The 24106-nt window shown below is 69.4% G+C and carries 27 protein-coding genes and 2 pseudogenes; 14 read left to right on the top strand and 15 right to left on the bottom strand.

Annotation, left to right across the window (positions count from 1 at the left end; translation table 11 throughout):
- Nucleotides 1–13 precede the first annotated feature (13 nt).
- A complete protein-coding gene (locus tag AB8998_RS02895; RefSeq protein WP_369736737.1) occupies nt 14–403 on the bottom strand; it encodes a VOC family protein in 390 nt (129 codons plus the stop codon).
- Nucleotides 400–1076, bottom strand: a pseudogene (locus AB8998_RS02890) (DUF899 family protein). The gene AB8998_RS02895 and the pseudogene AB8998_RS02890 overlap by 4 nt, the downstream one beginning before the upstream one ends.
- 106 nt (nt 1077–1182) lie before the next feature.
- Between AB8998_RS02890 and AB8998_RS02885 the strand changes: the two are divergent.
- From AB8998_RS02885 to AB8998_RS02870, 4 genes and pseudogenes are all read left to right on the top strand, one after another.
- Nucleotides 1183–1806 carry a TetR/AcrR family transcriptional regulator gene (locus AB8998_RS02885; RefSeq protein ID WP_369736736.1) on the top strand — a complete coding sequence of 208 codons (624 nt, stop codon included), beginning with the start codon at nt 1183–1185 and terminating at the stop codon, nt 1804–1806.
- A 50-nt stretch (nt 1807–1856) separates the two neighbouring features.
- On the top strand, nt 1857–2504 hold the full coding sequence (locus tag AB8998_RS02880) for a SatD family protein (RefSeq protein WP_369741408.1): 648 nt from the start codon (nt 1857–1859) through the stop codon (nt 2502–2504).
- Nucleotides 2501–2713: a hypothetical protein gene (locus AB8998_RS02875; RefSeq protein WP_369736735.1), complete on the top strand. Its 213-nt coding sequence runs from the start codon at nt 2501–2503 to the stop codon at nt 2711–2713. The genes AB8998_RS02880 and AB8998_RS02875 overlap by 4 nt, the downstream gene beginning before the upstream one ends.
- 11 nt (nt 2714–2724) lie before the next feature.
- Nucleotides 2725–2901 (top strand): annotated as a pseudogene (locus tag AB8998_RS02870) (2Fe-2S iron-sulfur cluster-binding protein); the annotation flags it as partial.
- Nucleotides 2902–2982: 81 nt separating this feature from the next.
- Here the strand turns inward: AB8998_RS02870 and fadA6 are convergent.
- Genes fadA6 through ipdE1 form a run of 4 tightly spaced genes read right to left on the bottom strand, consistent with a single transcriptional unit; the run spans nt 2983 to nt 6726 of the window.
- On the bottom strand, nt 2983–4143 hold the full coding sequence (gene fadA6 / locus AB8998_RS02865) for a steroid 3-ketoacyl-CoA thiolase FadA6 (protein ID WP_369736734.1): 1161 nt from the start codon (nt 4141–4143) through the stop codon (nt 2983–2985).
- Between the two features lie 5 nt (nt 4144–4148).
- Nucleotides 4149–4751, bottom strand: coding sequence for a TetR family transcriptional regulator KstR2 (kstR2, locus tag AB8998_RS02860; protein WP_369736733.1), 603 nt, complete (start codon nt 4749–4751; stop codon nt 4149–4151).
- Nucleotides 4752–4792: 41 nt separating this feature from the next.
- Nucleotides 4793–5581 carry a (5R,7aS)-5-hydroxy-7a-methyl-1-oxo-2,3,5,6,7,7a-hexahydro-1H-indene-carboxyl-CoA reductase gene (gene ipdF, locus AB8998_RS02855; protein WP_369736732.1) on the bottom strand — a complete coding sequence of 263 codons (789 nt, stop codon included), beginning with the start codon at nt 5579–5581 and terminating at the stop codon, nt 4793–4795.
- Nucleotides 5578–6726, bottom strand: a complete 1149-nt coding sequence (gene ipdE1 / locus AB8998_RS02850) for an acyl-CoA dehydrogenase IpdE1 (protein ID WP_369736731.1) — start codon at nt 6724–6726, stop codon at nt 5578–5580. The genes ipdF and ipdE1 overlap by 4 nt, the downstream gene beginning before the upstream one ends.
- A gap of 83 nt (nt 6727–6809) precedes the next feature.
- On the opposite strand from ipdE1, the gene fadD3 reads away from it, so the two are divergent.
- The 5 genes from fadD3 to AB8998_RS02825 are packed head-to-tail and all read left to right on the top strand — an operon-like array spanning nt 6810 to nt 12534.
- Entirely contained in the window at nt 6810–8345 is a 1536-nt protein-coding gene (fadD3, locus tag AB8998_RS02845) for a 3-((3aS,4S,7aS)-7a-methyl-1,5-dioxo-octahydro-1H-inden-4-yl)propanoate--CoA ligase FadD3 (protein WP_369736730.1), read from the top strand.
- Nucleotides 8345–9490 carry an acyl-CoA dehydrogenase family protein gene (locus tag AB8998_RS02840; protein WP_369736729.1) on the top strand — a complete coding sequence of 382 codons (1146 nt, stop codon included), beginning with the start codon at nt 8345–8347 and terminating at the stop codon, nt 9488–9490. The genes fadD3 and AB8998_RS02840 overlap by 1 nt, the downstream gene beginning before the upstream one ends.
- Nucleotides 9487–10428 (top strand): acyl-CoA dehydrogenase family protein, encoded by a 942-nt coding sequence (locus AB8998_RS02835; RefSeq protein ID WP_369736728.1) that lies wholly within the window; start codon nt 9487–9489, stop codon nt 10426–10428. Before AB8998_RS02840 ends, AB8998_RS02835 begins: the two co-directional genes overlap by 4 nt.
- A 10-nt stretch (nt 10429–10438) precedes the next feature.
- The gene (ipdE2, locus tag AB8998_RS02830; protein WP_369741407.1) at nt 10439–11371 is read left to right on the top strand and encodes an acyl-CoA dehydrogenase IpdE2; all 933 of its coding nucleotides are present in this window, start codon (nt 10439–10441) and stop codon (nt 11369–11371) included.
- Between the two features lie 44 nt (nt 11372–11415).
- On the top strand, nt 11416–12534 hold the full coding sequence (locus tag AB8998_RS02825; RefSeq protein WP_369741406.1) for a pyridoxal phosphate-dependent aminotransferase: 1119 nt from the start codon (nt 11416–11418) through the stop codon (nt 12532–12534).
- A gap of 109 nt (nt 12535–12643) precedes the next feature.
- Here AB8998_RS02825 and AB8998_RS02820 read toward each other — a convergent pair whose 3' ends face one another.
- Nucleotides 12644–13465 carry an arylamine N-acetyltransferase family protein gene (locus tag AB8998_RS02820; RefSeq protein WP_369736727.1) on the bottom strand — a complete coding sequence of 274 codons (822 nt, stop codon included), beginning with the start codon at nt 13463–13465 and terminating at the stop codon, nt 12644–12646.
- Between the two features lie 85 nt (nt 13466–13550).
- On the opposite strand from AB8998_RS02820, the gene AB8998_RS02815 reads away from it, so the two are divergent.
- A complete protein-coding gene (locus AB8998_RS02815) occupies nt 13551–14162 on the top strand; it encodes a mycothiol-dependent nitroreductase Rv2466c family protein (protein ID WP_369736726.1) in 612 nt (203 codons plus the stop codon).
- A gap of 236 nt (nt 14163–14398) precedes the next feature.
- On the opposite strand, the gene AB8998_RS02810 is transcribed toward AB8998_RS02815, so the two are convergent.
- Nucleotides 14399–15202, bottom strand: coding sequence for a manganese catalase family protein (locus AB8998_RS02810; protein ID WP_369736725.1), 804 nt, complete (start codon nt 15200–15202; stop codon nt 14399–14401).
- A gap of 152 nt (nt 15203–15354) precedes the next feature.
- On the opposite strand from AB8998_RS02810, the gene AB8998_RS02805 reads away from it, so the two are divergent.
- Both AB8998_RS02805 and AB8998_RS02800 read left to right on the top strand, forming a co-directional pair.
- Complete coding sequence (locus AB8998_RS02805; protein WP_369736724.1) at nt 15355–15903, top strand: redoxin family protein; 549 nt, start codon at nt 15355–15357, stop codon at nt 15901–15903.
- On the top strand, nt 15900–16811 hold the full coding sequence (locus tag AB8998_RS02800) for a cytochrome c biogenesis CcdA family protein (protein ID WP_369736723.1): 912 nt from the start codon (nt 15900–15902) through the stop codon (nt 16809–16811). Before AB8998_RS02805 ends, AB8998_RS02800 begins: the two co-directional genes overlap by 4 nt.
- Here the strand turns inward: AB8998_RS02800 and AB8998_RS02795 are convergent.
- The 7 genes from AB8998_RS02795 to hsaA form a co-directional block, all read right to left on the bottom strand.
- Nucleotides 16774–17709 (bottom strand): M56 family metallopeptidase, encoded by a 936-nt coding sequence (locus AB8998_RS02795; protein WP_369736722.1) that lies wholly within the window; start codon nt 17707–17709, stop codon nt 16774–16776. The two genes, AB8998_RS02800 and AB8998_RS02795, sit on opposite strands and share 38 nt — an antisense overlap.
- Nucleotides 17706–18083, bottom strand: a complete 378-nt coding sequence (locus tag AB8998_RS02790; RefSeq protein ID WP_369736721.1) for a BlaI/MecI/CopY family transcriptional regulator — start codon at nt 18081–18083, stop codon at nt 17706–17708. The genes AB8998_RS02795 and AB8998_RS02790 overlap by 4 nt, the downstream gene beginning before the upstream one ends.
- 152 nt (nt 18084–18235) lie before the next feature.
- Nucleotides 18236–18583, bottom strand: a complete 348-nt coding sequence (locus tag AB8998_RS02785) for a CHAD domain-containing protein (protein ID WP_369741405.1) — start codon at nt 18581–18583, stop codon at nt 18236–18238.
- Between the two features lie 147 nt (nt 18584–18730).
- Entirely contained in the window at nt 18731–19294 is a 564-nt protein-coding gene (gene hsaB, locus AB8998_RS02780) for a 3-hydroxy-9,10-secoandrosta-1,3,5(10)-triene-9,17-dione monooxygenase reductase subunit (protein WP_369736720.1), read from the bottom strand.
- 13 nt (nt 19295–19307) lie between these two features.
- Nucleotides 19308–20210 (bottom strand): iron-dependent extradiol dioxygenase HsaC, encoded by a 903-nt coding sequence (hsaC, locus tag AB8998_RS02775; RefSeq protein WP_369736719.1) that lies wholly within the window; start codon nt 20208–20210, stop codon nt 19308–19310.
- Entirely contained in the window at nt 20207–21082 is an 876-nt protein-coding gene (hsaD, locus tag AB8998_RS02770; RefSeq protein ID WP_369736718.1) for a 4,5:9,10-diseco-3-hydroxy-5,9,17-trioxoandrosta-1(10),2-diene-4-oate hydrolase, read from the bottom strand. The genes hsaC and hsaD overlap by 4 nt, the downstream gene beginning before the upstream one ends.
- A 3-nt stretch (nt 21083–21085) precedes the next feature.
- A complete protein-coding gene (hsaA, locus tag AB8998_RS02765) occupies nt 21086–22270 on the bottom strand; it encodes a 3-hydroxy-9,10-secoandrosta-1,3,5(10)-triene-9,17-dione monooxygenase oxygenase subunit (RefSeq protein ID WP_369736717.1) in 1185 nt (394 codons plus the stop codon).
- A 156-nt stretch (nt 22271–22426) separates the two neighbouring features.
- Between hsaA and AB8998_RS02760 the strand changes: the two genes are divergently transcribed.
- Together AB8998_RS02760 and AB8998_RS02755 are read left to right on the top strand one after the other, a co-directional pair.
- Nucleotides 22427–23500, top strand: a complete 1074-nt coding sequence (locus AB8998_RS02760; protein WP_369736716.1) for a 2Fe-2S iron-sulfur cluster-binding protein — start codon at nt 22427–22429, stop codon at nt 23498–23500.
- Nucleotides 23501–23549: 49 nt separating this feature from the next.
- Nucleotides 23550–24092: a hypothetical protein gene (locus AB8998_RS02755; RefSeq protein WP_369736715.1), complete on the top strand. Its 543-nt coding sequence runs from the start codon at nt 23550–23552 to the stop codon at nt 24090–24092.
- Nucleotides 24093–24106 lie beyond the last annotated feature (14 nt).

Genomic DNA, 24106 nt, shown 5'->3' with positions numbered 1-24106 from the left:
GCTCAGCCGCGATTCAGGATTCGACGACCAGCAGCGTGTGCCCGCTAGGGTCGCGGAACCAGAACATCGGCGGGACCGGCTCGCCCATTCGCGACACCTGCGCGTCGACGTCGACGCCGAGTGCGGCCATCGCCGCGTGGGTGGCGTCGATGTCGCTCGTGGACAACGTGATACCGGTGTTGGTCGGTTGCACCGTTCCGGCGTCCGACGGCGGCGGAGCCAGCGCGATGCCGGTCGAGCCCTCGGGCGGATAGACCTCGATCCACCGGTAGCCGCCACCGAATGGCTGATCGGTTCGCTTCTCGAACCCGAGCGACTCGTAGAACTCGACCGCTTTGTCCTGTTCGGGTGTCGGTACGCACACCAGGCTGATCGTGGTCAGGCCGGTCGTCATGGAGGTCATCTTGCTCCTTCCGGTTGGGCATCAGCGGCAGCGCGGTAGGCTCGGGCGATGTCCTGGGAGCCGGCCCACCCACGGTAGGTCGGCCGCCGGGGCCAGCCGTCCGGGGAGTCCTGCCATTCTTCCTGGCGGCCGTACGGCAAAAGATCGATCGACGCGAACGAGGGGCTGAGCTGTTCGGTTCCCCGGCCGTTGGTGTGCCAGGTTCGGTAGACCCGCTCCCCCTGGCGCAGAAAGACGTTGACCGCAAAGCCACCTCCCGCTGGGGCACCGACATCCGCACCGAACGGACTGTTGGCGGTGGAGTACCAGGTCATCCTGGTTGCCCACCCGCCGCTTGTATTCGAGCACTTCGTCGATGGGCCCCTGGGTGACGATGACAAACCGGGCGTCGTAGTTGTCCAGGAACTCCTGACGGGTGTACTGCGACGTGCATCCCGGGCACTGCCACGTTTCGCCGGGAGACCACATGTGGCTGTAGAAGATCAACTGCGATCTGCCGCCGAACACGTCGGCGAGCCGCACCGGTCCGCTCACCCTCCACGACGTAATCGGGCATCGCGACCATGGGTAGCCGCCGGCGCTGCGCGGCGATCGCATCGAGTTCGCGGGTAGCCGCCTTCTCCCGGGCCCGCAAAGCGTTCAGTTCGCGCTGCCACAACCGCTCTTCCACAATCGACGGCAATGCTGCGGAGCTCACGACACCACCTCCGATCTCGATGTTCACAGCGTCAACATGATAATGTGGACACCGTACACTTCCAGCCCGAGAAGGGTCAAGCGTGGCCACCTTGAAGACCGGCTATCACCATGGGGATCTGCGCACCGCGTTGGTCGACGCCGGCCTGTACCTCACCCGGACCGGAGGACCCGAAGCGCTCACCATTCGGGAAGCGACTCGGCGAGTAGGGGTTTCGCCCAACGCCGCCTATCGCCACTTCGCCGATCGGGAGGCCCTGCTCGGCGCCGTCGCCATCGCGATCCAGCACCGGATGGCGGCGCGGATGCAGAGCTTGACGCGCCGGCGCGGCTCCACGCGGCCGCAAACGATCGATCGGCTCCGCGCGGTCGGGCTCGGCTACATCAAATTCGCACTCGACGAGCCGGGGTGGTTCACCGTGGCCTTTTTCGGAGCCGGTTCCCCGACCGGCGAGACCGCGGGCGCGCCACCGTATGTGGCGTTGGTCGAGGCGCTCGATGCGATGTCGGAGGTGGGAACGCTGTCCCCTGAACGACGCGAAGGCGCCGAATGGCCCTGCTGGTCGGCGGTGCACGGATTCGCCGAGCTTGCCCTGCGCGGACCGCTGCGTCACGCCGGTCGCCGCCGGGTCGAGGCGCTGGCGGAACGCACGGTCGACGACATCATCGCCGGCGTGACCGCGTCCGCGAACCGCGACGCCGGCTAGGCGATTAAGCAAATAGCTGCATTCAGCTCGGATTAATCTATAGTCTTCATATAGCCCGAGTGAAGCGCAATTCTTCACCAAGGGCGGCCGTGATTGGTGACGTCGTGGCATCCCGGCGCGCCGTGGACCGGTCCGCCCTGCACCGACGCGTAAGTACCGCCCTGCGCGAGGTCGCCGACGGCGCGATCGACGCCCCCGCCTTCACCGTCGGCGACGAGTTCCAGGGCAGCTACCCCACGGTCGGCGCCGCCATCGACGCCGCGCTGCGCGTGCGACTGCTCCTCGCCCCCGCCGTCGACGTGCGCTTCGGCATCAGCTGGGGCCCGATCACCGTCCTGGACCCCGAGGCCGGCATCCAGGACGGGCCGGCGTGGTGGGCCGCGCGCGAGGCGATCCAGGCGACCGCACAGACGCAACGGCAGCCCGGCTTCACGCTGGTGCGCACCACCTTCCGGGCGGACGAGGACGCCCGCGCAGACGTCGCGGCCGTCAACGCGGCCCTGATCTGTCGGGACCATCTGCTTGGATCGCTCGATGAAAGATCGCTGCGAATCGTGAAGGGCTTGATGACAGGCCGAACCAAGAAGGAACTCGCCGCCGCCGAGGCCATCAGCGCCTCGGCGGTGTCGCAGCGGGCGAGCCGTGACGGCCTGGATCTCCTCGTCGTCGCGTCGCGATATCTTCGGAGCCTGCCGTGAGCGCCATCGCTGTCTTCCTGATCGCGGTGGGCATCGCCGACCTGTGCCGGCGGACGATGCGTGCGGCGTGGCCGACCCTGGCGATCGGACCGGTCCTGGTGGTCGGGTGCGCGGCGTTGGGCGCGCTGTGGCACGGCGGTGACGTCGCGTTGCTCGTGCCGGCGGCCTGCGCCGTAACCGCCTGGGAGTTCCGCCGGGAAGGTTTTTGACGGCGATTCGCGCGCCGTATGCCTGCATGGGCGGCGCGTGTGGCACCTGCCGCGCGAAGCTGGTCGAGGGCGAGGTCGACATGGACCACAACTTCGCCCTCGGGCGCGCCGAATTGGACGCCGGCTACATCCTGACCTGCCAGTCACATCCGACGACGCCGTTCGTCGCCGTCGACTACGACCCCTAGCCCCGCGCCGAGTGTGCAACCACTGCGAGAAAACCGCGAAAAACTCGCAGCCAGTTCACGTTCGGCGGCGAGAGGAAAAAGCTAGAGCCGCTCGATGATCGTGACGTTGGCCGTGCCGCCGCCCTCGCACATCGTCTGCAGCCCGTAGCGGCCGCCGATGCGCTCGAGTTCGTTGAGCATGGTGGTGAACAGCTTGGCGCCGGTCGCCCCCAACGGATGGCCAAGCGCGATCGCGCCGCCGTTGGGGTTGACCTTCTCCGGGTCGGCTTTCATCTCCTTGAGCCAGGCCATGACCACCGGCGCGAACGCCTCGTTGATCTCGACGGTGTCGATGTCGTCGATGCTCAGGCCGGTCCTGTCCAGGGCGTGGCGGGTCGCCGGGATCGGCCCGGTGAGCATGAACACCGGGTCGGCGGCGCGCGCGCTGATGTGGTGGATGCGGGCCCGCGGGGTCAGCTTGTGGTCCTTGACGGCCTGCTCGGACGCCAGCAGTACCGCGCTGGCACCATCGCAGATCTGACTGGCCATCGCCGCGGTCAGCCGGCCGCCCTCGACCAGGGTCTTCAGGCCGGCCAGCTTCTCCAGGGACGACTCGCGCGGGCCTTCGTCGACCCGGAACGGCCCGGATTCGGTTTCCACCGTGATGATTTCGTTGTCGAAGTGACCGCCGCGGATCGCCGCGAACGCACGCTCGTGACTGGCCAGCGCGTACCGTTCCATCTCCTCGCGCGACAGGTTCCACTTCTCGGCGATCATCTCCGAGCCTCGGAACTGCGAGATCTCCTGATCGCCGTAACGGTGCAGCCACTGCTTGGACTCGTTGGTCGGCGAGGTGAACCCGAACTGCTCGCCCACGCTCATCGCCGACGAGATCGGGATCTGGCTCATGTTCTGCACGCCACCGGCCACGATGAGGTCGGCTGTCCCGGACATGATCGCCTGTGCGCCAAACGAAATCGCCTGCTGGCTGGAGCCGCACTGCCGGTCCACGGTGACACCGGGAACCTCTTCGGGGTAGCCGGCCGCCAGCCACGACAGCCGGGCGATGTTGCCCGCCTGGCCGCCGATCGCGTCGACACAGCCGGCGATCACGTCGTCGACGGCGGCGGGGTCGACGTCGACGCGGTCGAGCAGACCGCGCCAACCCAGCGCCCCCAGGTCGACGGGGTGCACGCCGGCCAGCGATCCGTTGCGCTTGCCTACCGCGGTACGTACAGCGTCGATGACGTACGCCTCTGCCATTTGCGTCAGACTCCTTCTTTGGTGATTCCGCCGAGAACGATGGCGAGGTATTGCCGGCCCACCTGTTGCGCGGTGAGCGGCCCGCCGGGTTGGTACCAGCGCACCGACACCCAGGTGGTGTCACGGATGAAACGGTAGACCAGGTCCACGTCCAGGTCGGGCTGGAAGTAGCCCTCGTCGATGCCCTGGTTGAGCACCTCGACCCACATCTTGCGTTGCTGGCGGTTCATGTCCTCGATATAGGAGAACCGCGGCTGCGACGACAACCGCTTGGCCTCGTCCTGGTAGATGACGACCTGGGAATGCCGGTGCTCGATCGCCTCGAACGACGCCAGGAACAGGCCCTTGAGCCGCGCCAGGGCATTGGCCTCGGTGTGCATGATCTCGCGGTAGCGGGCGAACAGCCAGTCCAGGAAGCCGCGCAGCAACTCGTCGACCATCTCCTCCTTGGAGGAGAAATGGTGGTACAGGCTGCCGGAGAGGATGCCGGCACCGTCGGCGATGTCGCGCACCGTGGTCGCGCGCAGGCCACGCTCGGCGAACATGGCCGCGGCGAGCTCGAGCAGCTCCCCGCGGCGGCTGTTCGGCTGACTGGTCTCCCGCTCCACCGGGCCAGCCTATCAACCAAGCGCTTGCTCGGCTAGCGACCTCATGGATGCTGGCTGGACACTGAGATGACCTCGCCGGTCAGATAGCTCGAGTAGTCGCTGGCCAAAAAGGCGATGGTGGCCGCGACCTCCCACGGTTCGGCGGCGCGTCCGAACGCCTCGCCGGCCGACAACCGGTCGAGCAGGTCGGCTGAGGTCGTCTTGTCCAGGAACTTGTGCCGAGCGATGCTGGGCGACACGGCGTTGATCCGCACCCCGTATTCGACGGCTTCGATTGCGCTGCAACGGGTCAACGCCATCACCCCGGCCTTGGCCGCGGCGTAGTGCGCCTGCGAGTGCTGGGCCCGCCAGCCCAAGACGCTGGCGTTGTTGACGATCACGCCGCCGTGCCCGGCCTCGCGGAAGTACCGCAGCGCCGCGCGGGTGGCGCGGAACACCGACGTACACGTCACGTCCAGGACGCGGTCCCATTCCTCGTCGGTCATGTCGACCACCGGGGTCTGCCCGCCCAGCCCGGCGTTGTTGACCAGCACGTCCATGCGCCCCATCCGGGCGGTCACCGACGCGAACAGCGCGTCGACCTGGGCGGTGGACGTCACGTCGCACAGCACCTTCTCCACGCGGCCCAACCCCAGCGCCGCCAGTTCGTCGGCGGTCTTCCCCAGCCGGCGTTCGTGGTGATCGGAGATCACGACGTCGGCACCCTCGGCCAGGGCCCGTCGCGCCGTCGCCGACCCGATGCCGGTGCCCGCGGCCGCCGTGACGACGACCACCTTGCCAGTCAGAAGCCCGTGTCCGGCAATCTCTTCCGGCGCTTCGGACAGGGTCATCCCTTAACCTCCCGGGGCAGGCCGAGCACCCGCTCGGCGATGATGTTGCGCTGGATCTCGTTGGATCCGCCGTAGATGGTGTCGGCGCGGGTGAACAGGAACAGCCGCTGCCACTCGTCGAACTCGCCGTCCGGCAGGGTCATGGACGACCTGCCGACCACGTCCATCGCCAGCTCGCCCAGGGCGCGATGCCAGTTGGCCCACAACAACTTCGATACGTTGTCCTGGCCGGGCTGCTCGACATCCATGGTGGCCAGAGCATAGGAACGCATGGCCCGCAGCCCGGTCCACGCCCGGGTCAGCCGTTCGCGGATGAACGGGTCGGCGGCGGCCCCGTTGCGCTGCGCGAGCTCGGCAAGATTGGAAAGCTCTCGCGCATAGACGATCTGCTGCCCCAGGGTGGACACGCCGCGCTCGAACGTCAGCGTTCCCATCGCGACCCGCCAGCCGTCACCCGGTTCGCCGACCACCATCGAGGCGTCGGTGCGGGCGTCATCGAAGAACACCTCGTTGAACTCCGCGGTGCCGGTGATCTGGACGATCGGCCGGACCTGCACGCCCGGCTGGTCCAGCGGCACCAGCAGGTAGGACAGGCCGGCGTGGCGCTTGGAGCCCTTCTCGGACCGCGCGACCACGAAGCACCACTGCGACAGGTGCGCCAGCGACGTCCACACCTTCTGGCCGTTGATCACCCACTGGTCGCCGTCGAGTTCGGCGGTGGTCGCCACGTTGGCCAGGTCGCTGCCCGCGCCCGGTTCGGAATATCCCTGGCACCACAGCTCGCTGACGTCGAGGATGCGCGGCAGGAAACGCCGTTGCTGCTCGGGGGTGCCGTAGGCGATCAGCGTCGGGCCCACCAGTTCCTCGCCGAAGTGGTTCACCTTGTCCGGGGCGTCGGCGCGGGCGTACTCCTCGTAGAAGGCGACCCGGTGCGCGGTCGACAGTCCGCGCCCGCCGTGCTCGACCGGCCAGCCCAGACACGTCAGCCCCGCCGCGGCGAGATGCTGGTTCCAGGCCCGGCGCTCCTCGAAGGCCTCGTGCTCGCGCCCGGGCCCGCCGAGCCCTTTGAGCGCCGCGAACTCGCCCACGAGGTTGTCGGCGAGCCACTGCCGGACCTCCGCCCGAAACTCTTCGACGTCCTGCACGCCCTGTAGGCTAACCTACCAAGCACTTGCTTTGTTAGGCCGCCGGTGCTGCGCGCCGCGGACCGGACACCGAGGAGCATCCGATGATCAACGATTCGCGCACCGTGCCCGCGGCGCTCGATCGTTTCGCGCTGCAACTCCCCGACCATCCGGCCCTGATCACCGACGAGCGAAGCTTCTCGGCCGCCGAGCTGCGCGCCGAGGTGCACCATGCGGCCGCCGCCCTGATCGCGCTGGGGGTCCGGCCCGGCGACCGGGTGGCTATCTGGTCCCCCAACACCTGGCACTGGGTGGTGGCCTGCCTGGCGATCCACCACGCCGGTGCCGCGATGGTGCCGCTGAACACCCGCTACACCGCCGAGGAGGCCGCCGACATCCTGGCCCGTACCGAGGCGCCGGTCCTGTTCGCGATGGGCGAGTTCCTGGGCACCGACCGGGTCGCCGGCCTGGACCGCGCCGCGCTGCCCGCGCTACGGCACATCGTGCGGGTGCCGGTCGAGGCACCGGGCGGGACCTGGGACGAATTCATGGCCCGCGGGACCGACGTCGACGCGGTGGCCGCGCGCGCCGCCGCCGTCACCCCCGACGACGTCAGCGACATCCTGTTCACCTCCGGCACCACCGGCCGCAGCAAGGGCGTGCTGTGCGCGCACCGCCAGTCGCTGTCGGCGTCGGCGGCGTGGGCGGCCAACGGCAAGATCACCAGCGACGACCGCTACCTGTGCATCAACCCGTTCTTCCACAACTTCGGCTACAAGGCCGGCATCCTGGCCTGCCTGCAGACCGGGGCCACGCTGATCCCGCACCTGACCTTCGACCCGCTGGCCGCGCTGCAGGCCATCGAACGCAGGCGCATCACCGTGCTCCCCGGCCCGCCCACCATCTACCAGATGCTGCTGGACCACCCGGCGCGCCACGACTACGACCTGAGCTCGCTGCGCTTCGCCGTGACCGGCGCGGCGACGGTGCCGGTGGTGCTGGTGGAGCGCATGCAAACCGAACTCGACATCGACATCGTGCTCACCGCCTACGGCCTGACCGAGGCCAACGGCATGGGTACCATGTGCCGCCCCGACGACGACGCGGTCACCGTCGCGACCACCTGCGGTCGCCCGTTCGCCGGCTTCGAGCTGCGCATCGACTCCGACGCGGGATCGGACTCCGGCGAGGTGCTGCTGCGTGGGCCGAACGTGATGCTGGGCTACCTCGACGACCCGGCGGCCACCGCCGCCGCCGTCGACGCCGACGGCTGGCTGCACACCGGTGACATCGGCGCCCTCGACGAAGCCGGCAACCTGCGCATCACCGACCGGCTCAAGGACATGTACATCTGCGGCGGTTTCAACGTCTACCCCGCCGAGGTCGAGCAGGTGCTCGCCCGGCTGGACGGGGTGGCCGACGCCGCGGTGATCGGGGTTCCCGACGAGCGCCTCGGCGAGGTCGGGCGCGCATTCCTGGTGACCCGGCCCGGCGCCGGGCTCGACGAGGAATCGGTGATCGCCTACAGCCGCGCACATCTGGCGAACTTCAAGGCCCCACGATCGGTGCGGTTCGTCGACGCGCTGCCGCGCAACGCGGGGGGCAAGGTGGTCAAATCACAACTGCGGGAGCTGGCCTGATGGATCTGGACCTGGACGAACAGACACTGGCCTTCCAGGCCGAGGTGCGGGAATTCCTGTCGGACAACGCCGATTCCATCCCGACGAAGTCCTACGACAACGCCGAAGGCTTCGCCCAGCACCGGCGTTGGGACCGGGTGCTTTTCGATGCCGGCCTGTCGGTGATCACCTGGCCGCAGCAGTACGGGGGCCGCGACGCGCCACTGCTGCACTGGGTGGTGTTCGAGGAGGAGTACTTCCGCGCCGGGGCGCCCGGCCGGGCCAGCGCCAACGGCACCTCGATGCTGGCCCCGACGCTGTTCGCGCACGGAACCTCCGAGCAGCTCGACCGCATACTGCCGAAAATGGCCAGCGGCGAACAGATCTGGGCGCAGGCCTGGTCGGAACCCGAATCCGGGAGCGATCTGGCGTCGTTGCGCTCAACCGCGACCCGCACCGACGGCGGCTGGCTGCTGAACGGGCAGAAGATCTGGAGCTCGCGGGCACCATTCGCCGAGATGGGATTCGGGCTGTTCCGGTCCGACCCCGCAGCCGAGCGGCACCACGGACTGACGTACTTCATGTTCGACCTCAAGGCCAACGGCGTCACCGTGCGCCCGATCGCCCAGCTCGGAGGCGACACCGGCTTCGGCGAGATCTTCCTCGACGACGTCTTCGTGCCCGACGCCGACGTGATCGGCACCCCGAACGACGGCTGGCGCGCGGCGATGAGCACCACCAGCAACGAACGCGGGATGTCGCTGCGCAGCCCGGCGCGCTTCGTGGCGGCGGCCGAGCGGTTGGTGCGGCTCTGGCGGGATCGCGGGTCCCCGCCCGCGTTCGCCGACCGGGTCGCCGACGCGTGGATCGACGCGCAGGCCTACCGGCTACAGACGTTCGGCACGGTGACGCGGCTGGCCGCCGGCGGCGAGCTCGGCGCGGAATCCTCGGTGACCAAGGTGTTCTGGTCCGACCTCGACGTGGCCCTACACCAGACCGCGCTCGACCTGCTGGCGGCCGACGGCGAGCTCGCCGGCCCCTGGACCGACGGGCTGCTGTTCGCGCTGGGCGGCCCGATCTACGCCGGCACCAACGAGATCCAGCGCAACATCATCTCCGAGCGGCTGCTGGGCCTGCCCCGGGAGAAGTCTGGGGGCAGGAAGTGAAATTCGCGCTCGACGATCAACAGCGGGACTTCGCGGCCAGCATCGACGCGGCGCTCGGCGCGGCGGACCTGCCCGGCGCGGTGCGGGCGTGGTCCGCCGGTGACTTCGCGCCCGGGCGCAAGGTGTGGCAGCGGCTGGCCGACCTCGGCGTCACCGCGCTGGCCGTGCCGGAACGGTTCGACGGCGTGGGCGCCCACCCGGTGGACCTGGTGGTCGCGCTCGAACGCCTCGGACGCTGGTGCGTTCCCGGGCCGGTGGCCGAATCCATCGCCGTCGCACCGGTTTTACTCGCAAACGACGAACGCTGTGCCGCCCTCGCATCGGGTGAGCTGATCGCCACCGTGGCGCTGCCGCCGCACGCCCCGCGGGCAGTCGATGCCGACGCGGCCGGGCTGGTGCTGCTGGCCAGCGCCAACGGCGTCAGCGAAGCCGAGGCGGGCGAGCGCCACGAGTCCGTCGATCCCAGCCGGCACCTTCACGAGGTGACGGCGACAGGCGCGGTCTGGCAGGCAGACGTCGCGCGGGCCTGCGAGTTCGGGGCGCTGGCCACCGCCGCACAGCTGGTCGGTGCCGCCGAGGCGCTGCTGCAGGCCGCCGTCGACTACGCCAAGCAGCGGGCCCAGTTCGGCAGGGTGATCGGGTCCTATCAGGCGATCAAGCACAAGCTCGCCGACGTGCACATCGCGGTCGAACTGGCCCGCCCGCTGGTGTACGGCGCGGCCTTGTCGCTGGAGCCCCGCGACGTCAGCGCGGCCAAAGCCGCCGCCGCCGAGGCGGGCCTGCTGGCGGCGCGCTCGGCGCTGCAGACCCACGGCGCCATCGGGTTCACGCAGGAGCACGACCTGTCGTTGTGGCTGCTGCGCGTGCAGGCGCTGCGATCGGCATGGGGGGACCCCCAGGCGCACCGACGGCGAGTGCTGGAGGCCCTCAGTGAGTGAAGAACGCGAAATGCTGCGCCAGAGCGTCGCCGCCCTGGTGGCCAAGCATGCCGGCCCGGCCGCGGTGCGCGCGGCGATGGAGTCCGAGCGCGGGTACGACGAGTCGCTGTGGCGGCTGCTGTGCGAGCAGGTGGGTGCCGCCGCCTTGGTGATACCCGAGGAGTTGGGCGGTGCCGGCGGTGAATTGGCCGATGCGGCAGCGGTGTTACAGGAGCTGGGGCGGGCGCTGGTGCCCTCGCCGCTAGTGGGCACCACCCTGGCCGAGCTGGCGCTGCTGGCCGCGCCCGAACCGGACACCGACACCCTCGAACGCCTCGCCGCGGGCGACTCGATCGGAGCGGTGGCATTCGACGCCGACTACGTGGTCAACGGCGACATCGCCGACGTCGTGGTGGCCGCGGCCGACGGGCAGCTGAGCCGGTGGACGCGATTCACCGCCCAGCCCGTCGCCACCATGGACCCCACCCGCCGGCTGGCCCGGATCCGGCCCGACCAGACCGAGGGCATCGGCCCCGACCCCGGCCTCGCTGACAGCGCGGCCGTGCTGCTGGCGGCCGAGCAGGTCGGCGCGGCCGAGCGCTGCCTGGAACTCACCGTCGACTACGCCAAGAACCGGGTGCAGTTCGGCCGGCCGATCGGCAGCTTCCAGGCTCTCAAACATCGCATGGCCGACCTGTACGTCGCCGTCTCCGCGGCGAAGGCCGTGGTGTCCGAAGCGTGCGCCGACCCCACGCCCACCAACGCCGCCACCGCACGGCTGGCCGCCACCGACGCGCTGCAAGCCGTGGCCGCCGAGGGAATCCAGCTGCACGGCGGCATCGCCATCACCTGGGAACACGACATGCACCTGTATTTCAAACGCGCGCACGGCAGCGCGCACCTGCTCGCTTCGACGCGAGAGTTGCTGCGCCGACTGGAATCCGAGGTGCTGACGACCTCGTGAACGGTCACGTCTCGCTGCGCGCCGGCATCCCGCCGTTCTATGTGATGGACGTGTGGCTGGCCGCCGCCGAGCGCCAGCGCAGCCACGGCGACCTGGTGAACCTCTCGGCGGGTCAGCCCAGCGTGGGCGCTCCCGAGCCGGTGCGCGCGGCCGCGGCCGCCGCCCTGCACCTCAACCAGCTCGGCTACACCGTGGCGTTGGGCGTGCCCGAGCTGCGCGCCGCGATCGCCGCGGACTACCGGCGCCGGCACGGGATCGACGTCGAGCCCGACGCGGTCGTCGTCACCACCGGCTCCTCGGGCGGGTTTCTGCTCGCCTTCCTGTCGTGCTTCGACGTGGGCGACCGGGTGGCGCTGGCCAGTCCCGGTTATCCGTGCTACCGAAACATACTGTCCGCGTTGGGTTGTGAGGTGGTGGACATCGCCTGCGGACCGCAGACCCGCTTCCAGCCCACCGCACAGATGCTCGCCGAGCTCGACCCGCCGGTGCAGGGCGTGATCGTGGCGAGCCCGGCCAACCCGACCGGGACGGTCATCCCGCCGGACGAACTGGCCGCCATCGCTTCCTGGTGCGAGGCCTCCGGGGCCCGGCTGATCAGCGACGAGGTCTACCACGGCCTGGTCTACGATGGGGCGCCGCAGACCAGCTGCGCGTGGCAGACATCGCGAGATGCCTTGGTGGTCAACAGCTTTTCCAAATACTTCGCGATGACGGGCTGGCGGCTCGGCTGGTTGCTGGTGCCGACCGAGCTGCGCCGCGCGGTGGACTGCCTCACCGGCAACTTCACGATCTGCCCGCCGGTGCTGTCCCAGCTCGCCGCGGTCGCCGCGTTCACCCCCGAGGCGATTGCCGAGGCCGACGGCCACCTGCGGCAGTACGCGGTCAACCGGTCGCTGCTGCTCGACGGACTGCGCCGGATCGGTCTCGACCGGCTGGCGCCCACCGACGGTGCGTTCTACGTCTACGCCGACGTCTCGGACTTCACCGCGGACTCGCTCGGGTTCTGCTCGGAGCTGTTGGCCGACACCGGCGTTGCGATCGCTCCCGGCATCGACTTCGACACCGCGCGCGGCAATTCGTTCGTCCGGCTGTCGTTCGCCGGACCCTCGAGCGACATAGAAGAGGCGCTGCGGCGCATGGGCCCCTGGCTCGCCGCGCGCTAGCCGCCGAGGAGCGTGTCGAGCCTCCGTCGAGATCGACGTTTTGCAGGGAAAGTTCGAGAAGGGCACTGCAGAAGGTCGATCTCGCGCACCGACGCGTCCGTGCCCGCTGTCAGCCGCCGAGGAGCCTGTCGATGCGCGCCTGAAGCGCGGCGCGCTCGCCCACGTGGATGCCGAACCGGTCGCCCAGGGCGTCGACGACGGCGGCCGCGTCGGGCAGGAGGCGTTTCTCGCTGCCGTCGGCCCGGTGCCAGGTGAGCTCGCGGCCGGCCAGGTTGACCCGGCCGTCGTCGGTGACCAGTGCGGCCATCAGGCCGGTCACGAAGATCGACGACGGGTGCGTCGAGACGAACCAGCTGCCCACCTGCAGGTCGACATCCGGCTCGGTCCGCGTGGTGAACTCGTAGAGCGGTTGCCATTCGCCGCGCACCATGGCCTGCAACAACAGCCCGTCGCCGCGGTCCTCCAGCCGGTAGGGCTCGTGCGTGGTCTGCTGGACGCTGCCGGTCTCGATGCGCAGGGGCGAGGGCGGCGTGAGGCCGCCGAAGCCGACATCGACCAGATAGGCCCCGCGGGCACCGGGGAACCGCACCGCCAGCAGGGTGTGCGTCCGCGTCGGGAAGGGCGCATCGGGCGGGCGCATCCAGAGCACCCGGGCGCCCAGGCGCCGCACCCGGAAGCCGAGTTCGGCCAGCACGTATCCCATCAGCCCGTTCTGCTCGTAGCAGTAGCCGCCCCGCCGCCGGCGGACCAGCTTGTCGTAGAGGGACGCCGCGCTCAGGTCGTCGACGGGCACCCCCAGCAACGGGTCGAGGTTCTCGAACGGAATCGCCCTCGCGTGGGCCGACACCAGCTCCTGCAGCACCTGCAGGCCCGGCTCGGCGGGGCCGCAATAGCCGACGCGGGCGAAATACCCGTTCAGATCCAGAGTCATACAGCCATTCTGCTGCCGGTCCCGGCCGCCGCGCGCCCGCGGAGCCGCTTCGACAGGTCATACCCGCGGGGGTATTATCGCGAACATGCCTGACGTCGACCTCTACCTGGATCCGGTGTGCCCGTTCTCCTGGGTCACCTCGCGCTGGCTGCTCGATGCCGCGCACGCCACCCACACACCGGTCACCCTGCGCCAGATGAGCCTGGCCGTTCTCAACGAGGGCAAGGAACTCGAGGGCAAGCAAAAGCGCATGATGGAACGGTCACGACGGCTGGGGCGCCTGTTCGCCGCGGTCGTCGGCAAGCACGGACAGGACGCGTTCACGCGCCTCTACGACTCGCTGGGCGCCCAGATCCATGTGCGCGAGGACGAGCTGACCGGCGGCGAGATCAGGGAGATACTGGCCAAGTGCGGACTTCAGGAATCGCTCGCCGACGCGCTCGACGACAGCGGTTTCGACGCGGACGTCAAACGTAGCCACCAAGCCGCCCAGGACACACTCGGCGGCTCCGCCGGCAGCCCGATCATCGTGGTGGACGGCCGCGGGTTCCACGGCCCGGTCATGACACGGATCCCCGGCAACGAGGACGGCGTCCGCCTGCTCGAAGCGGTGCTCATCGCCGCGCAGACACCCGAATTCGCAACACTGCAACGGCCCGTGCAGGGGCCGCCGACGCTCGAGGAGGAGCCCCGCTGATGTGTCACCCCGTCAAATGCCGCACCTGCGGGAAAACGACATGGTCCGGGTGCGGAGCGCACGTGGAGCAGGTCCGCCGGACCGTGCCGGCGGCGCAGTGGTGCCCGGGCCATCCCAAGGAGCCCGGGCAACGCTGGTGGCAGCGCGGCCGGAGCTGACCGGAACATGCGGCGAGCGGCCCCCTCCGACGACCGCCCGCCGCATGTCGTCGCCGGGTTTTCGCGGCTTTTCGGGGGCTATTTGACCTGCTGAGCGGAGGCGTGCTGAACCGGGTCCTGGTCCAGGGTGAAGCCCCAGGAGCTGTTGGACTCGGCGTGCTCGAAGCCCTCGCGGGTTCCCCCGCCGTTGCTGCCCGACTCGCCGAACGTGCCGGAGTCGGCGACGTAGGCGTGCCCCAGCTTCTCGTCGCCGGGCAGCTTTCCGGGCGGGAAGTTGTCCTCGATGGCCGACAGCGCGGCCTCGAACATCTTCTGGTGGGCGATCTCGCGGGTCATCAGGAAGTTCAGCGTGTCCTTGGCGCCGCTGTCGTCGGTGAGCTTGATCAGCCGCTCGTAGACGATCTTCGCCCGCGCCTCCGCGGCGATGTCGGAGCGCAGATCGGTGGCCGGCGAGCCGAGGGTGTCGATGTATGCGGCGGTGAATGGCGCCCCCTGCGAATCGGTGAGCCGCGGCCCGCCCCCGCCCAGCACGTTCGCCCCGCTGTTGAGCGCGACGGTCGCGGAATCGGGCATCTTGCCGTCCAGCAGCTCACCGAGGTAGGTGCCCTCGACCTGGTCGACCAGCTCCGAGGGCGAACCCTTCAGCAGCATCGAAAGCATCTGGGCCACCATCTCGAGGTGCGAGAGCTCCTCGGTGGCGATGTCGAGCAGCATGCTGCGCCGCGGTCCGTGCGGCTCGTTCCAGCCCTGCAGGAAGTAGCGCATCGCCGCCGCGAGCTCCCCGTTGGGGCCGCCGAACTGTTCCAGCAGGAGCTTGGCGAACGCCGGGTCCGGGTCGTCGACCCGGACGGTGTACATCATCTTCGTGTTGTGCAGAAACATCGAGCACTCCTCAACAGCTCAGCGGAGACGGGTGGGTCCGATAGCCCGTGGGCTGTGAGGGCAGTACCCGATGTGGGGCGCCTCAATCCGGGCACGACACGTACTATCTACGTACGTAGGTAGTACATAGATCGGATGGGAAGGACTCCTCGATGCCACGCCTTTCGGCCGCCCCGCTCGTCGCCCTCGCCGTCGCGGCGGTCATCGCGGCATGCGGCTCCCCCGAGAAGCCGTCCGCAGCGCCGAACGCGACCGCTTCGTCCCCGCACGCTGCCGCCGGCCAGGCTACCGGGGTGCCGGCACAGCTGCAGTTTTCCGCGAAAACGCTGGCGGGACAGACTTTTTCCGGAGAAAGCCTGGCGGGCAAGCCGGCGGTGCTGTGGTTCTGGGCACCGTGGTGCCCGACGTGCCAGCAGGAGGCCCCCGTCGTCGCCAAGGTCGCGGCGGCCAACCCGCGCGTGACGTTCGTCGGGGTGGCGGCGCGCGACCAGGTGTCGTCGATGCAGTCCTTCGTCGACAAATACCACCTCGGCGGGCTCACCCAGTTGGACGACACCGACGGGGCGGTGTGGGCCAAATTCGGCATCACGCGCCAACCCGCGTGGGCGTTCGTCGGCGCCGACGGCAGCGTCGACGTCGTCAAGGGCCGGCTCACCGAATCCCAATTGACCGAGCGGATCAGCGGGTTGGGCAACCGGTGATCGACACCGCCGCGCTGAGCTTCGCGCTGGGCGCCGGGCTGGTGGCCGCGCTCAACCCCTGCGGCTTCGCCTTCCTCCCCGGCTACCTGGGGTTGGTGATCGCCGGCAGCCACGACGTCTCACGCCCGGCGGCCCTGCTGCGCGCCGCCGGGGCCACCGCCGGCATGTCGCTGGGCTTTTTGACCGTGTTCGGCACCTTCGGCCTGGTGATCTCACCCGTGATCGCCTCGGCGCAGAGGTATCTGCCGTTCGCCACCGTGGTGATCGGGCTGCTGCTCGTCGGCGTGGGAATCTGGCTGGTGGCCGGCAAGGACATCGCCGTCGTGCTTCCCAAACGCTTCGGGGGCACGCCGACGGGGCGGCTGGGATCGATGTACGGCTACGGCGTGGGCTATGCGATCGCATCGCTGTCATGCACGATCGCACCGTTTCTCGCGGTGATCAGCATGACGTTCAAACAGGGCTCGGTGCTCTCCGGCGTGCTGGCCTTCCTCGCCTATGCCGCCGGGATGAGCATCATGGTGGGGGTCGCGGCGCTGGCCGTCGCGCTGGCCGGTTCGTCGGCCACCTCGGCGTTTCGGCGCGTGCTGCCCTTCGTCGGCCGGATCGCCGGCGTGGTCGTGCTGCTCACCGGCCTGTACGTGGCCTACTACGGCTATTACGAAATCCGGTTGTATTTCAGCGATGCCGGCGCCGACGACCCGGTGGTCGGGGCCGCCGGTGACGTACAGAGCCGCCTGGCGGACTGGGTCAACGGCCTGAGCCCGTGGATGCTGCCGACCGTGGGTGTGGCGCTCGTCGCCGCCGGGGTCATCTGGCATGCCGTGGCCCGGTGGCGCACCGGCCGGCAGGACACCGGCACCGCGGTGGTCACAGCTGGCAGGCCAGCGCCACCACCGCCGGGGTGATAGAAGCGAAACATATTGCCGCGCAGAGCGTCACGCGCTCCCGCCACCGTGTGCGGCGGGGCGCCGGAATCGCCAGGCGCGCGGCGCGGGCCAGCGTCGCGGTGCCCGAAGCACCCAACGCCGCCGAGGCCATTGCCGGTGAGTCACCGCTGAGGGCCAGCAGGCCCCGCAACACCGGCATCTTCCCGTGTAGCCGGACCGCGGTGTCGTCGGCGCACATCTCGAGCAGGCGGGCCGCGGCTTCGGCGGCCGCGGCGAACAACGCCCACCGCGGCAGGCTCGCGGCGATCGCGCGCAGCACCATCAGGACGTCATGGTGGCGCCCGGCCAGATGGGCGTTCTCGTGGGCCAGCACTGCGGCCAGCTGCACCTCGTCGAGCCGGCCGAGCGCCGCGGTGGTGACCACGACGATGGACTGCGGCCGGTCGGCCACGCAGTAGGCCGCCGGCTGCGGCGCCGCAACCACGACGACGCCGGGCCGGTCACCGGGGACCCCAACCACCCGGGCGGTCGACGCGTGCAGCCGGCTCCGCGCTCGTTGCCGCCGCACCTGGCGGCCGATACGCCAGCCGGCGACGGCGGTGACCACTACACCGGCCACCCACAGGCACACCGCGAGCGCCGAGGCGGCCGCGCGCGGCAACCCCAGTGCACCGCTGACGCCCAACACCTTCAGACACAGGGTCAGTTCCCCGTGGCGCCACATGCTTTGCGCCGCCGCGGCGCCCAGGACGGCGAGCGCGCCGAACCACGCTCCGAGCGCGGCGACCACCGCCGTCAGCCAGGATGCCAGCGCCAGGCGGGGATGCGCGCCGATGCCGGTGACCCGGCGCAGCAGCCGCGGAGCCAGCCAGGCCAGCCCGCACCCGTACCCCAGCAGCAACAGGGCGGCGTTCACGACCCGGGCCGATCGTCGATGATGCGCCGCAGGAAGTCGCGGACCCGCAGCGACTCGCCCTCGTCCATCTGTTCGAGGAAATGCGCCAGCACCAGGTCGGAGTCACCGCCGGCGGCGAAGGCGTCCCGCATCAGCGTCGCGGAATGTTCCTCGCGGGTCATGGTCGGCCAGTAACGGAAGGCCTTTCCCGCCCGTTCCCGTTGCAGCCAGCCTTTGCGGTGCAGGTTGTCCATGGTGGACATGACGGTGGTGTAGGCGGTCTGCCGGTCACGAGCCAGGTCGTCGAAAATGTCGCGGACGGTGACAACCTCGGCGCGGTTCCACACGCGGTCCATGACGACCGCCTCGAGTTCGCCGAAGCGCCGAACGCGCACAGCCCCGAATCTTACCTGCGCAGCCGGCGGCAATCGTGGGCGATCCGCTCCCCGCGCGCACACAGCATGCCGAAGGTGAAGCCGTCCTCCCCCCCGCAGCGTCCCGCACCGCGGCGCCCATCCCGCGCAGGGCCTGCTCGGCGAGCGCGGTGTCATGATGCTCGCCGAGCAGGTTCTGGATGTGCTTGTAATGCCCGATGGTTCGCTTCGCACGCTTCGGCTTGCCCCGGGCCGGCACAGTTCGGCGGCGCGGCGGCCCAGCGCCGCAGCACCGCCAGAATGGCGTAGCGTTGCGATTTCATCGCCGCCGTCGCCGCTTTGCGCGCCGGGCGCTCGGCGGCGTGCAGATCCTTGCGGATCCGCGACTTGACCGGCCACAGGACCAACTTCCTGGGCAGGCCGTCGACCGCGGCGATGAACCGGTTGCGCTGGACCTGGCAGCCGCGGACCTCGCCCGGCAGCGACGCGAACCACCTCAGCTCAGGGTCCATGTCGCCGATCTCGGGGCGTCGAGCGCCGTGTCGAACACCGGAAGTGTGCTGGCACCCGCCGGATCGCCACCCGCGTGTCGTGGACGGCGTCCTCGCCGAGGTGATGGGCGTTGAAGATACACCTGCTAAACATGCGGCGTTCGCCGGCGGCTACGACTACAGCCAGGTGTCCTGGGTGGTGGTGGTCAGGAACGCTTCCAGGTCGTCACGCCATTGGGCCGGCGTCGTCTTGTCGGGTTCGATGCCGGTGTACTCGCCGCGGTAGAACAGCAGCGGCCGCGGCTTGATCTTGGGCGCCTCCGAGAGCGAACGGACCGCGCCGAACACCACGAAATGATCGCCGCCGTCGTGCACGGAGGCCACGGTGCAGTCGATGAAGGCTAGCGATCCATCGATGATCGGTGAACCGAGTTCCGAAGGGTGCCAGTCGATCCCGGCGAATTTGTCCGGCTCTTTGGACCCGAACCGGGCCGAGACATGCCGTTGCTTCTCGGTCAGCACGTTGACGCAGAACCGGCCACTGGCCTCGATCGCCTGCCAGGATCGGGACACCTTGGTCGGGCAGAACAACACCAGCGGCGGGTCCAGTGACAGTGCGGCGAAGGACTGGCAGGCGAAGCCGACCGGGACCTCGTCGTGCACCGTGGTGATGATCGTGATCCCGGTGCAGAACTGGCCCAGCACCTGCCGGAAGGCCCGTGGATCGATGGAGTCCGCCACAATCAGCCCCGGATCAGCCGCTCATCCCGACCGTGAAGTCGTGGCCCCACAGGCTCACCGCGGTGCTTTCCCGGGCGATCCAGTCGTTGTCGTCGACTTGCCTTCCCTCACAACCGAACTCAACGTCGAAGCCGCCGGGCGTCTTCATGTAGAACGACAGCATCAGGTCGTTGACGTGACGACCCAGGGTCGCCGACATCGGCACCTTGCGGCGCAGGGCCCGGTCCAGGCACAGACCCACGTCGTCGGCGTTCTCGACCTCCATCATCAGGTGCACGATGCCGCTCGGCGTCGGCAGCGGCAGAAACGCCAGGCTGTGGTGGCGCGGGTTGCAGCCGAAGAAGCGCAGCCAGGCCGGCGCCCCGTCGGCGGGCCGGCCTACCACCTGCGGCGGCATCCGCATCGAGTCGCGCAGCGTGAAGCCGAGCACGTCGCGGTAGAAGTGCAAGGCCTCGTCGTCGTCGCGGGTGGAGAGCACCACGTGCCCCAGGCCCTGCTCGCCGGTGACGAACCGGTGGCCGTACGGGCTGACCACGCGGCGGTGCTCGAGCGCGACGCCGTGGAACACCTCCAGGCAGTTGCCGGACGGGTCAGAGAACCGGATCATCTCGGCCACCCGGCGGTCGGCCAGCTCGGCGGCCGTGGCCTCCTTGTAGGGCACCCCCTCCACGTCGAGCCGGTTGCGGATCTCCTGCAGCCCTTCGGCGTTGGCGCACTCCCAGCCGGCCTCCAGCAACCGGTCCTGCTCGGCAGGCACGATCACCAGCCGGGCCGGGAAGTCGTCCATGCGCAGGTACAGCACCCCTTCCGTGGCGCCGCTGCCCTCGACCATGCCGAGGACTTTGAGGCCGTACTCGCGCCAGGCCGCCATGTCGGTGGCCCCGATGCGCAGATAGCCCAGCGACCGGATGCTCATTTCGCGCCTCCCAGGAAATCAACGGTCAGCTTGTTGAACTCGTCGAACTTCTCCACCTGCGCCCAGTGCCCACACTGCCCGAAGACGTGTAGTTGCGCACGCGGAATCGTCTTCAGCGCCACCAGCGCGCCGTCCAGCGGGTTGACGCGGTCCTCGCGCCCCCAGATCAGCAGGACGGGCTGCCGCAGCCGGTACACCTCGCGCCACATCATGCCGAGTTCGGCGTCGGCCCCGGCGAAAGACATGCCCATCGCCCGGGTCGCCGTCAGCGACTCCGGCGTGGCGGCCAGGGCGAATCGCTCGTCGACCAGCTCGGGGGTGATCAGTTTCTGATCGTGGACCATCACCCGCAGGAACGCTTCGAGGTTCTCGCGGGTGGGCTCCATGGAGAACTTGCCCAGCCGCTTGACGCCCTCGGTCGGGTCGGGCGCGAACAGGTTGATGCTCAGCCCGCCGGGGCCCATCAACACGAGGCGGCCGGCCCGGTCGGGATAGTCCAGCGCGAACCGCACCGCCGTGCCCCCACCCAGCGAATTGCCCACCAGCGGAACGCGACCGAGGCCCAACCGGTCGAACAGCCCCTTGAGCGCTCGCGCGGCGTAGCGGTTGAACTGCCCGTGCTCGGGGCGCTTGTCGGAGAGGCCGTAGCCGGGCTGGTCGACGGCCAGCACGTGAAAATGCCGCGCCAGCACCGGAATGTTGCGCGCGAAGTTCGTCCAGCTCGCCGCGCCCGGCCCGCCGCCGTGCAGCAGCACCACGGTCTGGTCGTGGCCGGCACCGGCCTCGTGGTAGTGCAACCGCAGCGGCCCGTCGACGTCCACCTCCACGAACCGCGAGGTGGACTCGAACGTCAACTCCCCCGTGACCGTCATGGCCTAGACCATGGTGTCGCCGGGGGGCAACCCGAACTCGTGGTTGCCGAAGATCACGTACGCGCGCTCGGGGTCGTTGGCGGCGTGCACCCGCCCGGCGTGCGCGTCGCGCCAGAATCGTTGGATCGGAGCGTCACTGGCCAGCGCGGTGGCACCGGAGGCCTCGAACAGCCGGTCGATCGAGGCGATCGAGCGGCCCGTGGCCCGCACCTGGTCGCGGCGAGCCCGGGCGCGCAGCTCGAACGGGATCTCCTTGCCCGCGGCCAACAGCGCGTACTCGTCGCCCACGTTGCCGATCAATTGGCGCCACGCCGCGTCGATGTCGCTGGCCGCCTCGGCGACGCGCACCTTGGCGAACGGGTCGTCCTTGGCCTTCTCCCCAGCGAACGCCGCGCGCACCCGCTTGCCCTGATGCTCCACGTGCGCGCCATAGGCGCCGTAGGCCATCCCCACGATCGGCGCCGAGATGGTGGTGGGATGCATCGTGCCCCAAGGCATCTTGTACACCGGGGCGGTGTTCGTCCGCAGGCCCCCCGCGGTGTGGTCGTTCATCGCCTTGTAGGACAAAAACCGGTGCCGAGGCACGAAGACGTCCTCGACGACCACGGTGTTGCTGCCGGTGCCACGCAACCCGACGACATGCCACACGTCGTCGATGCGGTAGTCGCTGATCGGGATCAAGAAGCTGCCGAAGTCCACCGGCCGGCCGTCCTTGATCACCGGCCCGCCCACGAAGACCCACGTCGCGTGGTCACAACCCGACGACCAGGCCCACGAACCGTTGACCACGTACCCGTCGTCGGTGACCACGCCGGCGCCCATCGGCGCGTACGACGACGAGACCCGCACGTTGGAGTCCTCGCCCCACACGTCCTCCTGGGCCTGCTGATCGAACAGCGCCAGGTGCCAGTTGTGGACACCGATGATCGAGCTCACCCAGCCGGTCGAACCGCACGCGCTCGCCAGCCGGCGGACCGCCTCGTAGAACATGGTGGGGTCGGCTTGCAGCCCGCCCCACTGCTCGGGCTGCAACAAGGTGAAGAAGCCGATGTCCTGAAGGTCCTGCACGGTCTCGGCGGGTAACCGGCGCAGCTCCTCCGTCGCCTGCGCGCGCTCCCGGATCCGCGGCAGCAGATCATCGATGCCGGCCAACACCGACTGCGCATCGCGCTGTTGAATGGACGTCACTTAGGGTGCCTCCTGAGCCAAACTTACGCAGTGGACTTACACCAGAGACTAGAACACGTTCCGATTCGTGTCGAGCAGGGTATTCCTGCGGCTGGTAGCAATAAGGATCGGCTTTTCTGTAACATGTTCTAGTTGCGACGAGAGGGAGGATGGGTCTTGGTCGAGACGAATCTCGACGAGCCACTCGGCGGCCACGTCCTTGAGCTGCAGATCGCCGCGGTGGTCGACGAGACCGACGATGCGCGGTCGCTGGTGTTCGCGGTGCCCGAGGGCTCGAGCATCCCCGCGCAGCGGCTCCGGTATGCGCCGGGGCAGTTCCTGACGCTGCGCGTCCCCAGCGACCGCACCGGCTCGGTGGCGCGCTGCTACTCGCTGTGCAGCTCGCCGTTCACCGACGACGCGCTCGCGGTCACCGTCAAACGGACCGCCGCCGGATACGCGTCCAACTGGCTGTGCGACCACGCGCACGCCGGCATGCGGATCCACGTGCTGGCACCGTCGGGCACCTTCGTGCCCAAGACGCTCGACGATGACTTCCTGCTGCTGGCCGCCGGCAGCGGCATCACGCCGATCATGTCGATCTGCAAGTCGGCCCTGGCCGAGGGCAGCGGGCAGGTGACGCTGCTCTACGCCAACCGCGACGACCGCTCGGTGATCTTCGCCGACACCCTGCGCGAGCTGGCCGGCAAATATCCCGACCGGCTCACGGTCGTGCACTGGCTGGAGACGCTGCAGGGCCTGCCGGACGCGACCGCGCTGGCGAAGCTGGCCGCCCCCTGCGCCGACCGGCCCGCGTTCATCTGCGGACCCGGCCCGTTCATGGACGCGGCGCGGCAGGCCCTCGAGGCGCTGCATGTGCCGGCGCAGCAGATCCACATCGAGGTGTTCAAGTCGCTGGACTCCGACCCGTTCGCGGCGGTCGCACTCGACGATGCCGGCGAGGGCGACGAGCCGCCAGCCACCGCGGTGGTGGAACTCGACGGCGAAACGCACACGGTGTCCTGGCCGCGCAACGCCAAGCTGCTCGACGTGCTGCTCGCCAAAGGTCTGGACGCCCCGTTCTCCTGCCGGGAGGGCCACTGCGGCGCGTGCGCGTGCACCCTGCGCGGCGGCAAGGTCACCATGGAGGTCAACGACGTCCTCGAGCAGCAGGATCTCGATGAGGGCCTGATCCTGGCCTGTCAATCCCTCCCGGAATCTGATTCGGTGGAAGTCACCTACGACGAATAGGCGCGGGATTACATTCACCGTGAAATCGGTCAACCCGGGAAGGGGCATCATGAAGCGGCTGATGACGGGATTCGCAGTCATCGCAACCGCGCTGGCGTTCCTGCCCGCTCCCCTCGCACCGATGGCCCGGGCGGCGGCCAACACCGCCACGACCCTGTTCCCGCTCGACGGCCCCAACCAGCTCGAGACGCACACCTTCCTCAACTGTTTCTCCTCCGATGGGCACTGCGACTTCACCGCCGGCGCCGACATGCGCACGCCCGACGGCGTCACCGGCTTCCCGCCCGGACTGTGGGCCCGCCAGACCACCGAGATCCGGTCCCCGAACCGGATGGCTTACCTCGACGCGCACGCCGACGGCGAGCACGAGCGGGTCATGAAGGCCATGGGCACCGACGAGATCACCGACGTCTATTTCGGTGAGGGGCCGCCGGACAAGTACCAGACGACCGGCCGCATCGACTCCACCGACTGGTCGACCGGCCGGCCCAAAACCGACGTCAGCGTGATCGTCTGCACCCACATGCAGGTCGTCTACCCCGGCGTCAACATCACCTCGCCCAGCACCTGCGCGCAGACGACGTTCTCCTAGGAGTTCTTTTCCGG

This window comes from Mycobacterium sp. HUMS_12744610 (assembly GCF_041206865.1).
In the GTDB taxonomy this organism is placed as follows: Bacteria; Actinomycetota; Actinomycetes; order Mycobacteriales; family Mycobacteriaceae; genus Mycobacterium; species Mycobacterium servetii.
Note: the sequence above shows the minus strand (reverse complement) of the source record. Positions and strands in the feature narration are given on the sequence as shown.